Source organism: Plantactinospora veratri (assembly GCF_036421995.1).
In the GTDB taxonomy this organism is placed as follows: domain Bacteria; phylum Actinomycetota; class Actinomycetes; order Mycobacteriales; family Micromonosporaceae; genus Plantactinospora; species Plantactinospora veratri.
This window is the reverse complement of sequence record NZ_JAZGQL010000003.1, coordinates 65,138-79,637: the sequence shown is the minus strand read 5'-3', so window position 1 is coordinate 79,637 and position 14,500 is coordinate 65,138. Positions and strand designations below refer to the sequence as shown.

At 72.8% G+C, this 14,500-nt stretch carries 10 protein-coding genes; 4 read left to right on the top strand and 6 right to left on the bottom strand.

From position 1 onward, the window contains the following. The first annotated feature begins 140 nt into the window (after window positions 1-140). Window positions 141-857, top strand: a complete 717-nt coding sequence (locus V1634_RS03665) for a hypothetical protein (protein WP_331206302.1) — start codon at window positions 141-143, stop codon at window positions 855-857. 3 nt (window positions 858-860) lie between these two features. Here the strand turns inward: V1634_RS03665 and V1634_RS03660 are convergent, their stop codons facing one another. Next, window positions 861-2,498: a DUF885 domain-containing protein gene (locus V1634_RS03660; RefSeq protein ID WP_331206301.1), complete on the bottom strand. Its 1,638-nt coding sequence runs from the start codon at window positions 2,496-2,498 to the stop codon at window positions 861-863. A 150-nt stretch (window positions 2,499-2,648) separates the two neighbouring features. Between V1634_RS03660 and V1634_RS03655 the strand changes: the two genes are divergently transcribed. After that, window positions 2,649-3,593: a DMT family transporter gene (locus V1634_RS03655; RefSeq protein WP_331206300.1), complete on the top strand. Its 945-nt coding sequence runs from the start codon at window positions 2,649-2,651 to the stop codon at window positions 3,591-3,593. Window positions 3,594-3,715: 122 nt separating this feature from the next. Here the strand turns inward: V1634_RS03655 and V1634_RS03650 are convergent, their stop codons facing one another. Next, window positions 3,716-4,642, bottom strand: a complete 927-nt coding sequence (locus tag V1634_RS03650; RefSeq protein WP_331206299.1) for an arginase family protein — start codon at window positions 4,640-4,642, stop codon at window positions 3,716-3,718. A 486-nt stretch (window positions 4,643-5,128) separates the two neighbouring features. Here V1634_RS03650 and V1634_RS03645 point away from each other — a divergent pair, with 486 nt between their 5' ends. After that, the gene (locus tag V1634_RS03645; RefSeq protein WP_407951715.1) at window positions 5,129-5,932 is read left to right on the top strand and encodes a tetratricopeptide repeat protein; all 804 of its coding nucleotides are present in this window, start codon (window positions 5,129-5,131) and stop codon (window positions 5,930-5,932) included. A gap of 119 nt (window positions 5,933-6,051) precedes the next feature. After that, window positions 6,052-7,227, top strand: coding sequence for a glycoside hydrolase family 3 N-terminal domain-containing protein (locus V1634_RS03640; protein WP_331206297.1), 1,176 nt, complete (start codon window positions 6,052-6,054; stop codon window positions 7,225-7,227). A gap of 33 nt (window positions 7,228-7,260) precedes the next feature. Here the strand turns inward: V1634_RS03640 and V1634_RS03635 are convergent, their stop codons facing one another. From V1634_RS03635 to mfd, 4 genes are all read right to left on the bottom strand, one after another. Next, complete coding sequence (locus tag V1634_RS03635; protein ID WP_331206296.1) at window positions 7,261-8,625, bottom strand: glycoside hydrolase family 6 protein; 1,365 nt, start codon at window positions 8,623-8,625, stop codon at window positions 7,261-7,263. Window positions 8,626-8,702: 77 nt separating this feature from the next. Then, window positions 8,703-9,707: a nucleoside triphosphate pyrophosphohydrolase gene (locus V1634_RS03630; RefSeq protein WP_331206506.1), complete on the bottom strand. Its 1,005-nt coding sequence runs from the start codon at window positions 9,705-9,707 to the stop codon at window positions 8,703-8,705. 73 nt (window positions 9,708-9,780) lie between these two features. Further along, on the bottom strand, window positions 9,781-10,503 hold the full coding sequence (locus tag V1634_RS03625) for a hypothetical protein (protein WP_331206295.1): 723 nt from the start codon (window positions 10,501-10,503) through the stop codon (window positions 9,781-9,783). A gap of 104 nt (window positions 10,504-10,607) precedes the next feature. Further along, complete coding sequence (gene mfd, locus V1634_RS03620; protein WP_331206294.1) at window positions 10,608-14,249, bottom strand: transcription-repair coupling factor; 3,642 nt, start codon at window positions 14,247-14,249, stop codon at window positions 10,608-10,610. Window positions 14,250-14,500 lie beyond the last annotated feature (251 nt).

Sequence of the window (14,500 nt, the reverse complement as noted above, 5' to 3'; positions counted from 1 at the left end):
ATCGGTCCGGCCCGGGGCTTCGGGCGCTGCCTCCGGGCCCGGCCGCCCGAGCGCGGGGCCCTCCGACATTTGAGGAGATCCTTCACAGTACGTGGGAACCGGTTTGCGCGCGCTTGACCCGATCGTGAAGGCTGTGGGCCATGCCGGCTGTGTCGATCTCACTCCGGGTACTCGCGGGGGCGATCATTTCCGTACTGACGGTCTCCGGGTGCCAGACCCTGGACGACGCCGGTCGGGTGATCGGTCGGGCAGACCTGGTCAACGACCTGGCCGCCCGACTGGACCGGGCCAACGAGCTGACCTACTCGGCCGACTACCAGCTCCCGGGCGGCCGGAGCGCCTCCATCGCGCAGTCGCAGGACCCGTTGCGCGCGGCGTACACCTATCCGGGTGGCAAGTTGACGGTCACCACGGACGCGACCACGGCCTGCGACACCAGCACGAGGAAACCGACCTGCACCGTCACCGCACCGCCGGCCCCGAACGCCAAGCCGTCGGTCACCGTCTTCGCCGACATGAACAGGCGCGGCCTGGTCAGCCCGCCGGTGGTGGTCGGCCTGCTCACCGCCGCCGCGCTCGACCCGGACGCGACGATCCGGCAGTACGACACCACGGTCGCCGGGCGGCACGCCACCTGTGTCGAGGTCGACCAGCTCAGCGACGCCCCGGCGGCCGGTTTCGACGCCTGCATCACCAGCGAGGGCGCGTTGGGCAGCTTCACCGGTACGGTCGACGGCACCGACCTGGAGGTGGCGCTGAGCCGCTACCGCGACGCCGTCGAGAAGAGCGCGTTCGACCTGCCCGCCGGTGCCGGACTGGTCGACCGGCGGGCCAGGGCGGGGCAACCGGCCGCCTGACCCTCAGGCCAGGTCGTACTCGTCCAGGCCGAGCAGCGCCGGCAGGTGCCGTGGCGCCGGTGAACCGTGCGCCAGCATCGCGTCGTGCCACTGCCGGACCGGCACCCCGGCCGGCCGGCGCGCGGCGATCCCGGCGACCTGGTGGTAGCCGACGAAATAGGTGGAGAGCTGGGTCGAGGTGAGCAGGGCCCGGCGCCACTTACCGGCCGCCTCGCCCTCCTCCTGGAAGCCCCGCCCGGTCATCAGCGCCAGCGCGTCGGACTCGGACAGCTCCTCGCAGTGCGTCAACTGGTCGAGGATCGCGTTGATGGTCATCCGGAGCTGCATCTTGAGCTGCTGCAACCGCACCGCCAGGCCGCCGAAGCCCCGCTCGACCATCGCCTCCTCGGAGTAGACCGCCCAACCCTCGATGAACGGCCCCGAGTGGCCGAGCGCGCGGGCCCGGCTGCTGCCCCGGTAGCGGCGGGCGTGCGCCAACTGGAGGAAGTGTCCCGGCACCGCCTCGTGCACGGTCAGGTTGCGGATCATGTGGTCGTTGTACTCCCGGAAGAAGGACTCCACCCGGGCCGCCGGCCAGTCCGCCGGGGTCGGCGCGATGCAGTAGTACGTCGGCACCGCCGCCGGCTCCAGCGGACCCGGCGCGTCGCAGTAGGCGACCGCGACCCCCCGGTCGTGCTCGGGCATCTCCCTGATCACGCAGGCGTCGTCGACCAGCGACACCAGGTCGGTGTCGGCGACGAAGTCGAGTACCTCGTCCAGGGTGGTCCGGGCCAGCGGCACCACCGAGGAGTTGTCCGGGTGCTCGTCGGCGAGCAGGGCCAGCGCCTGGCGTACCGTCTCGTCCGAGGCCGGACCACCGACCAGCTCGACCGCCGCCGCCCGGATCTCCTCGGTGACCCGCTCCAGGTTCGCCCAGGCCGAGTCGAGGACCTGCCGGGCCCCCAGCTCGGTGTCCAGGGTGTGCCAGAGCCGCGCCTCCCAGAGTCGCCGCCCCAGCCGGGGGTCCCGGCCCGGCCCGGCGTCGTCGCGCAGCCCGGCGCGGAGCCGCTCGGCGAACCCGGTCAGCTCACGGATCGCCGCCCCGGCGACCGGCTCGACCAGGTCGCGCAGCTCGGGCGCCTCGGCCAGCAGGGCCGGCACCTGGTCCCGGACCAGGGTCGCCGCGCCCTCGAACTGCCCGACGGCGGTCTCGGCGTGGATCCGGGGTACGTCGTGCAGCACGGCCCGCGCCGTCGCCAACGCGTCCGGTACGGCGGCCAGCCGCCCGGCCAGGCTGGTCAGCCGTACCTCGGCCGGGGCGAAGGGCCGGGCGACGAGCGCGTGCAGCAGCGGTCCCGGGTTGTGCACCAGCGGGTTCCACTCGTGCGACCGCACCTCGGTCAGCTCGAAGATCCCCCGGTCCACCAGTGCGGTGAGCACGGCATGGTCGACCTGTTCCGGTACGTCCAACTCCTCGGCGTCCACCTCGGAGAGCGCGTGCGCGGCGTCCCGCAGCATCGCCACCCGCCCCGCGACGGCGTCGGCGGAACGGTCCGGCAACTGGTCGTCGAAACCGTGTTCGCCGACCGACGAGGCCAGTTCGGGGTCGCTCGCCAGGAGCGCGTCGACGATCCGTTCGGCGAGCGGGACGAATGGTGGCATGGGAAAAACCTAGACGATCAGCTCTTCCTCCGTCGGCCGGCACATCGGCCCGACCACTCGCGGTGCCGGCGGTACCCGAGCGAATGGTCCTGTCACGATGCCCTCGTTTGGCTCTGCCCCATGAGCCAAACGGCCCCTAGCGTCGATCGGGTGAAGCTCTCCAACCCGGTCGCGGTGCTGCTCTGTGTCGGCGGAATGGTGCTGGTCGGCAGCTCCGTCTCGCTCAGCCAACTGGTCCTCGACTATCCGCACCTCACCGGGCAGGCGGCCCGGTACGCGCTGGCCGCCGCCGTACTCTTCGCCCTGGTCCGCCGCTTTCCCGGACTGCTGGCCGGTGACACGCCCCCGCCCGGCCGCCCGAACCGGCGGGAACTGGTCGTGCTGACCACGCTCGCGCTGACCGGCATGGCCGGGTTCAACGCCTGCATCCTGGTCGCGCTGCCGCACGCCGACCCGGCCGTGGTGGGCACCTTCATCGGCGCCGCCCCGCTCGGGCTCGCCCTGCTCGGTCCGCTCACCGGCGGACGCCGTCCGGCACCCCGACTGGTCGCGGCGGCCGGAATCGTCGTCGCCGGTACCGCACTGGTGCAGGGCAGCGGCCGGGCGGACGCGGTCGGCATCGTCGCCTCGCTGGGGGCGTTCGGCGGCGAGATCGCGTTCTCGCTGCTGGCCGCGGCCGTACTGCCCCGGCTCGGGCCGGTACGGGTGGCGGCCTACAGCTGCGGGCTGGCCGTACCGCTGTTGCTGCTGGCCGCGATCCCGGCGGGTGAGCTGGCCCGGTGGCGGCTGCCCACTCCCACCGAGGCCGCCGCGTTCGGCTATCTGGCGGCGATGATGACCGTGGTCGCCTTTCTCGCCTGGTTCACCGGGCTGCGCCAGCTCGGGGTGGATCGGGCCGGGGTGCTCGTCGGGTTGATGCCGATCGCCACCCTGCTGACCGCCGCCGTCCAGGCCGGCCGGCTGCCGGACCCGGGGCAGACCACCGGGGTGCTGGTGGCGGCGCTCGGCATCGCCGTCGGGCTCGGCGCCGGCCGTCGACGCCGCGACCGGACCCCGCCGCAGGGCGTCGCCGCCCGAGCCGGCTACAGAGGCTGAAAGGCTGGGGTCTGTTGTCGAGGCTGATCGGCGTGTCGCGCTGACGGGGCCGGACGATCGACTAGACCGGTGGGGCGAGGTGTCCTCGCCCGGGGCGAGCCGTAGGAACGAAGGAGGCGTGGTCAGCGGCGGGCGTTCGCATCCTGGAAAGCGTTGACGATGGCGTCGACCAGCGCCGCCGCAGCCTGGCCGGTGGGGTCGCGTTCGGGGTCGTAGATCGCCACGTGCATACCGATCGCGCGGGGTGATGCCAGCAGGGCAGCCAGCACCGTCGAAAACTCGCTGAGCGACAGGCCGTTGGAGTTGGGGGAGTCGACCGCCGGCATAACGGTCCTGTCCAGGACGTCGGCGTCGACGTGGATCCAGAAGCCGCCGATCGGCATCGCGTCGAGGTCGGCGCGGGCTTGTGCGGCGGTGGTGGCCGCGCCGTGGCTGCGGATGTGCTCGACGGGGTAGCTGCGGATGGCTGAAGCGTCGAAGTCCTCGGTGCGGATCAGTTCGTTGTCGGGTTCGCGCTGTAACCCGATGTGCACGACGTGCCGTTCCTCGACGTAGGGCCGCAGGCCATCGAGGTCGGTCAGCAGATTCGGGCCGTGTCCAGCGGCAAGGCCGAGATCGTGGCCAGCCGCCGTATAGCGGCCCGGGACGGTCGGCGGGTAGCGCGGCGGCGAGTAGTCGTCGTGTCCGTCCAAGAAAGCCAGACCATAGGTCCCTCGACGGCGCAGTGCCAGCGCCGGGCCGAGGAGGATGCTGCAGTCACCCCCCAACACGAAGGGAAACGCGCCGGTGTCGAGCAGGGCGCCGAGCCGGTCCGCCAGATCGACGCTGAACTGCGCTATCGCGGGGGCGTTCCGATAGCCGGTGACAGGCTCCAGGTCGAACGAGTACGGCGGCGGCACAACGCGACCGCCGTCCTCGGCGGACAACCGCGCAACGATTCCTTGACCCCGTAAAGCGTCAGGCATCTTGCGCACGCCGGGCTCATGCCCGTCTCTCGGCTGCACCAGGCCGAGGTTCGACGCCGCGTCCAGCACGACAATTCTCCGCATGACCACATCGTGGATCTCCTTTGACGATCATGTCAATTCGGTCTCGGGAACGCGCGCTCGGTGGTGATTCGGCTCCGTGGGCTGGCGGCGGGGCGGTTATTGCGGACCGTTGCACGCCGCCACTGCCGCACCGACCTCTTCGACACCCGCAACCACTGCGCGACCTACGCGGGCGTCTCCCCCAGGGCGAACATTCCGGTCGCCTGCCGCCGTACCGCTTCCCGGCGCAGCCGGAAGCGACGTTCGGGCCGCCAGCATCGGCATACCCCACCCACCGGTCCCGTTGATCAACCCCGACCACGTCAGCGCGACACGCCGGGCACACTCCACGACAGCCTCTGCCTTTCAACGTCTGTAGCGGCGATGCCGTCCCGGCGGAGACGCCCGCGAAGCCGGAAGCCGTCCCGTACGGCCCCGTCCCGTACCGTCCCGTACGGTTCCGGATGCAATTACCCTTGCTCCTTCCAACCGGGGCGCCGAACATAAATCTGTGCACGGGCTCGTGATCCGCCCGCCGCATCCAGTAATGCGACGACAGATTCGTCGCTCACCCCAATCCGAAGGACCCAGGAGCGGGCGCTGAGCCGCTACCGGCGGCTGGGGGACCGGCGGGGTGTGGCACACGCACTCAACTACCTGGGCGGCGTGCAGTACTCCACCGGCGATTACGCCAGCGCGGCTGACGTGCTCGGGGAGGCGCTCGGCATCCACCGGGCTCTCGGCAACCGGCCCGGCGAGGTTAACGCCCTGAGCAACCTCGGTGCCGTGCGGCATCAGACCGGCGACTACGTTGCCGCCGCCGAACTGCTCGACGAGGCACTGGGCATCTATCGGGACCTCGGTGACCTCGTCGGTGAAGTCGGTTCCCTGAACAACCTGGGAGGCGTCAGACAGGCCGTTGGTGACTACGGCGGTGCGGCGCGGGCGCTCGACCGCGCCCTCGCCATCTGCCGGCGCGTCGGCGCCCAGCGGCATGAGGTCGAAGCTCTGAACCACCTCGGCAGGCTGTACCGGGTCTCGGGGCAACCCGCGCAGGGGCTGACTCAGCACCAGCAGGCACTGGAATGGGCACGGGCGATCCGCAGCCCGAACGAAGAGGCAGCAAGCCTGGAAGGTATCGGCCGGTGCGCGTTGGCCATGGGGGACGCGGACGGGAAGACCTTTCTGTGGCAGGCGTACGACATCTATCAGCGCATCGGCGGCGCGCACGCGGTCCGACTCCAGCGTGAGCTAACAGGAGCAGGCAACTGCGACCACGATTGTCCGGCGGAGCCTCGACAACGCCGCTGAGCGCGACGCCGGGTTTGTGGCGGGGGGCCAGAAACTCCACCCGCGTCGACCGGCCGGACCTCGGGCTGGTGTCCGCATTGTGCCGCGCAGCCCCGGTCAGCGACCGTAGCGTGGATCGGGTGAGGGATGCCCGTCTCAGCCGCCGACTGCTGCTCGCCGGGCTCGGCTCGGCCGGGCTGGCGGCGGGTACCGCCGGGTGCGGCTCGGGGCGGACGCCGGCCCGGCTCGCGCCCACCCCGTCCCGGCCGCCCGGACCGGCCCGGCGCGACGAGGCCACCCTGCGCCGCAAGATCGCGAGTCTGCTGGTGGTCGGCTTCCGTGGCCAGCAGGCAACCGAGGCCGGCTGGGTGCTGACGGCGATCCGGCAGGGGCTCGGCGGCGTCATCCTCTTCGACCGCGACCTGAAGACCGACACCGTACGCAACATCAGCTCGCCCGGCCAGGTGACCGCGCTGGTGAAGGCCCTGAAACAGGCGTCGCCCGGCCGGCTCATCGTCTCGATCGACCAGGAGGGTGGCCGGGTCGCCCGGCTCAACCCCGGCAACGGCTTCCCGGCCACCCGCTCGGAGGCCGAGATCGGCCGGGCGGACTCGATCCCGGTCACCCGGCAGTGGGCGGAGGGACTCGTCCGGAGTCTCACCTCGATCGGCGTCAACCTCAACTACGCGCCGGTGGTCGACCTGAACCTGCGACCGGACGGTCCCGCCGTCGGCAAGCTCGACCGCAGCTTCTCCGCCAACCCGGACGTGGTGGTCCGGAACGCGGCCGAGGAGGTGCGGGTGCACCGGGCCGCCGGGGTACGCACGTCGCTCAAGCACTTTCCCGGGCTGGGCAGCGCGACCGGCAACACCGACTTCACCGCCGTCGACGTCACCGGCTCGTGGCGGGAGACCGAACTCGAACCTTTCCAGAGGCTGATCGCGTCCGGCGCCGCCGACTCGGTGCTGGTCGGCCACGTACTCAACCGGAAGCTCGACCCGGACCGGCCGGCCTCGCTGTCCCGGGCGGTCGTCACCGACCTGCTGCGCGGCCGGCTCGGCTGGCGCGGCCCGGTGGTCAGCGACGACATGCAGGCCGTGGCGGTCACCAGCCGGTTCGGCCGGGACGAGGCGGTCGCGCTGGCCCTGGAGGCCGGCGTCGACCTGCTGGTCTTCGGCAACCAGCAGGAGTACGACCCGAACGTCGTCGGCCACACCCTCGACACCGTCGTCCGGCTGGTCCGCTCCGGGCGCCTCACCGAACAGCGGATCGACGAGTCGGTCGCCCGGGTCGACACGCTCCGCCCGAAGCGCTGACCCCGGGCGCCGCGCCATCCCGGTGAGCGCCCGTCACAGCGGCGGCCAGGCATTGGCCAGCAACTGCCGGAAGTGCGCCGGGAACCACTGCCGCAACGGCGGGGCGTCCGGCAGCGCCCCGGTGCTGCGGTAGGACTCGCCCGGCGGGTCGTAGGTGGGATCGCACATCGGCTCGTACGGCTGGCCCACCTCCCGGCTGACACCGGTACCGTCGGACTCACCGGGCGGTTTGACCCACACGTACGCGTCGATGCCGGGCTCCGGGTCGGCGGCTGGCCGCTCGCCGAGGCCGGAGCCCGTCTGGTTGCACCAGTTCGTGATCTGCGTTCGCCGGTCGATCCGGCTTCGGTCGACGTACTCGTTCAGGTCGCCGGTGACCGGCGCCGGTCCGGTGGGCCGGTTCGGGCCGCCCCAGCCGTTGCGCGAGGTGTCGACCAGCAGGCTCGCCCGGGTCGAGAAGCCCACCCCGGCCAGCAGTTCCCGCATGTGTCGGGCGTACGGCACCTCGTCGACGAACGGGTTCCAGTCGACCCATCTCGACTGGTGCACCGGTTGGCCGTTGACGACGTCGTCGGCCCGGAAGTACTCCTCGTGCAGCGCGGAGTAGTTGGCGGTGTTGGCGACGAAGCCGTGCACGTTCGCCACCGTGCTGCCCGCGCTGGTCGCGGCCTGGCGCAGCAGCGCCGCCATCGGGCCGGAGTTGTCCGGCCAGCCGAGTTCGCCGTGGTGGCTGATGTCCAGGTACGGGTAGACGTTCGGCAGGGCGCCGAGCCGGGACAGGGCGTACCCGATCCCGTCCGGATAGATGCCCCGGGCCCGCACCTCGTTGCAGGCCGGGGTGGCGGTGTTCCGGGGATCCGTGTTGACGACCAGGTTGGACAGCGAGTTCGGCTCGACGAGGGCGACGATCCGCAGGCCGGCGTAGCGGGGGGCGGCGAGGATCTCGACGATCGGATCGATGAACTCCGTCCGGTACCGGTCGAGTTCGTCGATCGAGAGTTCGCCGTGCGGGACGGGCCGGCCACAGTCCCGGGACGGCAGGTCGTAGATGGTCAACTGGACGAGGTCGGCCCGCTGCGCCACGGCGGCGTCCAGATGGTCGCGCAGTCCCATCGCTCCGTCCGCGCCCTCGATCGCGGCGATCCGGTCCAGCCAGACGGCGGTCGGCTGCTGGGCGACCGCGTCGCCACCGGGCTCGGCGGCGGCCCGGGCGGACCACTCGGGATCGACGTACACCCGGGCCCCGGTGTACGGGTTGCCCAGCAGGTGCGGCGGCTTGACGGCACCGGCCGGACCGGCGCCGCCGAGCGCCGCCGCGAGCAGGGCGGGTACGGCGAGGACGGCGAGGGTCGTACGCCCCCGGGTGGCGGCTACGCGTCCGGAACGGGGCATGGTCATGACGCTGACTCCCATTTACAGGCTTCGATTCATCATGCCATCCCGCGCACCTGCCGCGCCCGCGCGCCGCCCCGGCGTCAGGACGGCGGTATCGAATCCTGTTCGGCCGCGCGCACCGTGGCCGCGTAGGCCAGGGTCGCCTGGCGCAGCGCCGCCTCGGCGTCCAGCCCCGCCGTCCGGGCCCGGGCCACCGTCTCCAGCAGGGTCGCGCCGAGCCGGACGGTCTCGTCCGCCCCGGCCGGCGGCTCCGCAGGCGGCAGGTCGAGCCCGGCCCGGGCGACCCGGTGCAGCACCTTCGCCGCCAGCGCCAGCGCCGGCTGGGAGAGCGCGACCCCGTCGAGTACGGAGGCACGCGGCTTCTCCGCCCGCTTGATCCGTTCCCAGTTCTCGATGATCTCGTCGATGCCGCCGACCTCGGTGCCGGCGAAGACGTGCGGGTTGCGCCGGACCATCTTCGCCACCAGCCCGCCGGCGACGTCGTCGATCGACCAGCGCTCCGCCTCGGGCAGGTTCTCCGCCAGCCGGGCGTGCAGCACCACCTGCAACAACACGTCGCCCAGCTCCTCGCGGAGCGCCACGAGATCGTTCGCGGCGATGGCGTCGTACGCCTCGTAGCACTCTTCGAGCAGGTACTGCGCCAGCGAGGCGTGGGTCTGGGCCCGCTTCCACGGGTCACCGCCGGGCGAGGCGAGCCGGTCCATCACCTCGACCGCGTCGAGCAGCCGGGCGCCCGGCGGATCCCAGGAGCCGTACATCAACTCCAGCTCGGCCAGCCCGGGTTGCCGGGCCAGCCGCAGCCCGAGCTCCCGGGCGAGTTCCTCGTCCCCGGCCGGGCCGGCCAGCCAGACCGCCGTACCGTGCGTGGCGACCGTGGCCAGCAGGTCCGGGACCGGAGTCGCGGTGACCCTCACCTCGGCGCCGGCCGCGCGTACCGCCGTGGCCAGCTCGCTCTCCGCGCCGGCCAGCACCGGACAGCCGCGTACGACGTCCCAGGCGGACGCGGTCAGCAGCCCGGCCGGCAGCCGGGGCGAGGTGACCAGCAGCACGATCCGGCCGGCCGGGCCGGGCGGTACGCCGGTCATCGGCGGGCGGGCCTGGTCGGCGGCGGAGTCACGTGACACGGCCGGTGGCGCGGGCTGGCGGTTCGGGCGCCGTTCAGCGGGCGTCGACCACGGTGTCGGAGCCGGACTGGCCGATCGGCACGACCAGCGCGGGGCTGCTGTCCGAGAAGGTCAGCACCGGGTACTCCAGCGGCCGGTAGCGCGGGTTGACCGTGACGTCGGAACCCTCCAGCGCCTCGGTCAGGGTGTTGCGCATCGCCAGCGCGCGGCGCAGCACGTCACCGTCGAGCTGCTGCCCGGCCTCGCCGTCCTTGGCGTCCGGTGGGATCACCCCGGCGACCCGGCCCCGGGCCACCACGTCCATCAGCTCCTCCTGGGTCGGCGCCACCGGCTGGGTGACCGGAATGCCGGCCCGGCAGGCGTCCAGCTCGGAGAAGAGCCGCACGTAGCGGGAGTCCGCCGGCAGACCGGTCGCCTCGGCGATCCGCTCGATCGGAGCCTGCTCGGACGGCTTGAAGCCCTTGTCGGTGGCGAGCTTGAGGCAGACCTCCCGCATCACCAGGGTGCCGACCACCTCGGCCCGGCTCGGCGTCTTGGGCGCGGGGGCGCCCGGGGCGGGCGTGGCGCCCGGCTCGGTGGGGGCCGGCGAGACCGCCTTGCTCCGGACGTCGTCGAGCACCGAGGACACCTCGTCCTCGGTGATCTTCTTATCCCCGAGGTAGACGGCGACGCTGGAGTCGGACCGGCAGGCGGACAGGAGGGTGCTGCCGAGCACGGCGATGACCGCGATCGACGCCAGACGACGGGCACGCTGCATGCTCGACACTCTCTCACGCAGCCCGGCCGCCTGCGGCACGGGGTCGGACCCACCCGGGGCCCGCCCCCGCTCGGGGCGCCCACCTCGCGGGCCCACCCGGGCGCTCACCTCGCGGGCTCACCCGTCGCCGCCCGCGCCGGCTCCCCGAGCACGTCCTTGAGCAGTTGCGCGCACCAGTCCAGCAGCGCCTGGTCACGCAGCGGCTCGCCGCCGATCCGCCGGGTAGTCGGGCGCGGCACGCTCACCTGGTCGGTCGCCGACTTGTAGACCGCGTCCGGGTGGTAGCGCTTGAGCCGCAACTGCTTCGAGTCCGGCAGCGGCAGCGGGGAGAACCGCAGGTGCCGGCCCTGGGCCGAGACGTCGGTGAGGCCGTACGCCCGGGCCAGCAGCCGGAACCGGGCCACCGCCACCAGGTTGGCGACCTGCTCCGGCGGCTCGCCGTACCGGTCGGTCATCTCGGCGACCACCTCGGCCAGCCGGCCGGCGTCCCGGGCCTCGGCGAGCTTGCGGTACATCTCCAGGCGCAGCCGCTCCACCCCGATGTAGTCGTGCGGCAGGTGCGCATCGACCGGCAGGTCGATCTTGATGTCGGCCTCCTCCTCCGGCGCCTCGCCCTTGAACGCCTGCACCGCCTCGCCGACCATCCGGACGTAGAGGTCGAAGCCGACCCCCTCGATGTGCCCGGACTGCTCGCCGCCGAGCAGGTTGCCGGCGCCCCGGATCTCCAGGTCCTTCATCGCCACGTACATCCCGGCGCCCAGCTCGGTGTGCTGGGCGATGGTGGCCAGCCGCTCGTGCGCGTGCTCGGTCAGCGGCTTCTCCGGCGGGTAGAGGAAATAGGCGTACGCCCGCTCCCGGCCCCGGCCGACCCGGCCCCGGATCTGGTGCAACTGGGCCAGCCCGAGCAGGTCGGCCCGCTCCACGATCAGCGTGTTGGCGTTCGGGATGTCGATGCCGGACTCGACGATCGTGGTGCAGACCAGGACGTCGTACTCCTTCTCCCAGAAGCCGACCATGACCTTCTCCAGGGCGTCCTCGCCCATCTGGCCGTGCGCCACCGCGACCCGGGCCTCCGGCACCAGCTCCCGGATCCGCCGCGCTGCCCGGTCGATCGACTCGACCCGGTTGTGCAGGTAGAAGACCTGGCCGTCGCGGAGCAGCTCGCGGTGGATCGCCGCGGCGACCTGCTTGTCGTCGTACGCCCCGACGAAGGTCAACACCGGGTGCCGCTCCTCCGGCGGGGTGGCGATGGTCGACATCTCCCGGATGCCGGTGATCGCCATCTCCAGGGTCCGGGGAATCGGCGTCGCCGACATGGTCAACACGTCCACGGCGGTACGCAGCGTCTTCAGGTGCTCCTTGTGCTCGACGCCGAACCGCTGCTCCTCGTCCACCACCACCATGCCGAGGGACTTGAACCGGGTCGCCGACTGGAGCAGCCGGTGGGTACCGATCACGATGTCGGCGCTGCCGTCGGCGGCGGCCTCCAGGGTCCGCTCGGCCTCCTTCGGCGTCTGGAACCGGGAGAGCTGCCGGATCTGCACCGGGAACTGCCCCATCCGCTCGGCGAAGGTGTTGTAGTGCTGTTGGGCCAGCAGCGTGGTCGGGACGAGCACGGCCACCTGCTTGCCGTCCTGCACCGCCTTGAACGCCGCCCGGACCGCGATCTCGGTCTTGCCGTAGCCCACGTCGCCACAGATCAGCCGGTCCATCGGAGTCGGCTGCTCCATGTCCCGCTTGACCTCCTCGATCGCCGCGAGCTGGTCCGGCGTCTCGGTGTACGGGAAGGCGTCCTCCAGCTCCCGCTGCCACGGGGTGTCCGGGGCGAACGCGTACCCCTTGGACGCCTTGCGGGCGGCGTAGAGCTGGACGAGCTGGGCGGCGATCTCCTTGACCGCCTTGCGGGCCCGCGCCTTGGCCTTCTGCCACTCGGCGCCACCCATCTTGTGCAGGGTCGGCTGCTCGCCTCCGACGTAGCGGGAGAGCTGGTCGAGCTGGTCGGTGGGGACGAAGAGCCGGTCGCCGGGCTGGCCGCGCTTGCTGGCCGCGTACTCGATGACCAGGTATTCCCGGTCGGCGCCGTTGACGGTGCGCTGGACCAGCTCGACGTACCGGCCGATGCCGTGCTGCTCGTGCACGACGTAGTCGCCGGCCCGCAGCTCCAGCGGGTCGATGGTGTTGCGCCGCCGGCTCGGCATCTTGCGCATGTCCCGGGTCGACGAGCCCCGGCCGCCGGTGATGTCGTTGCCGGTGACGACCGCGATCCGGGAGGCGCCGTCCAGGAACCCGTGGTTGAGCGAGCCGCAGGTCACCACCAGCTCACCGGCGGCCGGCGGTGCCGGCACGGTCTCGGTCAGCGCGGCGCCGAGCCCGGCGTCCCGGAGCACCTCGACGGCGCGCTGCGCCGGCCCGTGCCCCTCGAAGACCAGCGCCACCGCCCAGCCGTCGCCGACCCAGCGCTTGAGGTCGTCGACGACCCGGGCCGTCTCGCCGTGGTAGAGCGGCACCGGCTGGGCGGCCAGCGCCACCGACTCGCCGACGTCCGGCACCACCGTCACCTCGGGCTCCGGCTCCACCGCCCACGGCTCGACCGTGGCGGCCGGCCCCGGCGCGGCCTCCACCAGGCCGAACGGGGATGCCGACCACCAGGGCTGGCCGAGGGTCGCGGCGGTGGCGCGTACCTCCGCCAGGGTCTTGAAGGCGGCGGCGCCGAGGTCGACCGGGGCCTGGCCGCCGACGGCGGCCGCGGCCCAGCTCGCCTCCAGGAACTCCGCCGAGGTACGCACCAGGTCGTGCGCCCGGGTCCGGATCCGCTCCGGGTCGCAGAGCAGTACGTGGCTGCCGGCCGGCATGCAGTGCAGGACGAGTTCGAGCGAGTCCGCGCCGATCAGGGCCGGGGCCAGCGACTCCATCCCCTCGACCGGGATCCCCTCGGCGAGCTTGTCCAGGATCTCGGCCAGTTCGGGGTGCTCCGCCGCCAGTTCGGCGGCCCGCTGCCGGACCGGGTCGGTGAGCAGCAGCTCCCGGCAGGGCGGCGCCCAGAGCGCGGGCACGGCCTCGATGGTCCGCTGGTCGGCGACGGCGAAGGTGCGGATCTCCTCCACCTCGTCGCCCCAGAACTCGACCCGGGACGGGTGCTCGTCGGTGGGCGGGAAGACGTCCAGGATGCCGCCCCGGACGGCGTACTCCCCGCGCTTGGTGACCAGGTCGACCCGGGCGTACGCCAGGTCGGTGAGCCGGCGGGCGGTCTCCTCCAGCCCGGCCTCGGCCCCGGCGGCGAGCCGGACCGGCTCCAGGTCGCCCAGCCCTTTGAGCTGGGGCTGCAACACCGAGCGGACCGGGGCGACGACGACCCGGACCGGGCCGGGGTGCTCGGCGAGGTCGGGGTGGGCCAGCCGGCGGAGCACACCGAGCCGCCGGCCGACGGTGTCGGAACGCGGCGAGAGCCGCTCGTGCGGCAGGGTCTCCCAGGCCGGATAGACCACTACCTGCTCCGGCGGGAGCAGGCTGCCCAGCGCGGCGGCCAGGTCGTCGGCCTCCCGGGTGGTGGCGGTGACGGCGAGCACCGGGCGCCCGGCACCGCCCGCCTCCTCACCGGCCGCCACGGCGGCGACCAGGAAGGGCCGCAGCGCGGGCGGGGCGGTGAGGTCGAGCCCGTCGACGTCCGGACCGCCGGTGCGGGCCAGCGAGCGGGCCCGGGCCAGCGCGGGATCGCGGAGCGCGGCGGTGAGCAGACCGGTGAGCACGCAGATCACAACCTTGCAGATGGGCACGCGGAAAATGCCCCGCGCCCGACGCGGGCGGGGGGTGCGGGTGAGGCAGGACCCGGGGCGTTGCCGTGCCGGAAGGGCCCCTCCTCAACGCCGTCGTCAAGCCTATCCCCTGAGCCCGACAAACCCTGCGGCACGGCCGGCACCGCAGGTCCGGCCCGTGGCGGAGCCGACTGCCGTTTCCGGCAGGATCAGGCGACAACCCGACAACTTCGCTCGGGCCGTCG

Coding starts and splice junctions, on each gene's coding strand:
- V1634_RS03635 (WP_331206296.1), bottom strand. CDS start 8,625: ATGACCATGCCCCGTTCCGGACGCGTAGCCGCCACCCGGGGGCGTACG.
- V1634_RS03650 (WP_331206299.1), bottom strand. CDS start 4,642: ATGCGGAGAATTGTCGTGCTGGACGCGGCGTCGAACCTCGGCCTGGTG.
- V1634_RS03660 (WP_331206301.1), bottom strand. CDS start 2,498: ATGCCACCATTCGTCCCGCTCGCCGAACGGATCGTCGACGCGCTCCTG.
- V1634_RS03625 (WP_331206295.1), bottom strand. CDS start 10,503: ATGCAGCGTGCCCGTCGTCTGGCGTCGATCGCGGTCATCGCCGTGCTC.
- V1634_RS03630 (WP_331206506.1), bottom strand. CDS start 9,707: ATGACCGGCGTACCGCCCGGCCCGGCCGGCCGGATCGTGCTGCTGGTC.
- V1634_RS03665 (WP_331206302.1), top strand. CDS start 141: ATGCCGGCTGTGTCGATCTCACTCCGGGTACTCGCGGGGGCGATCATT.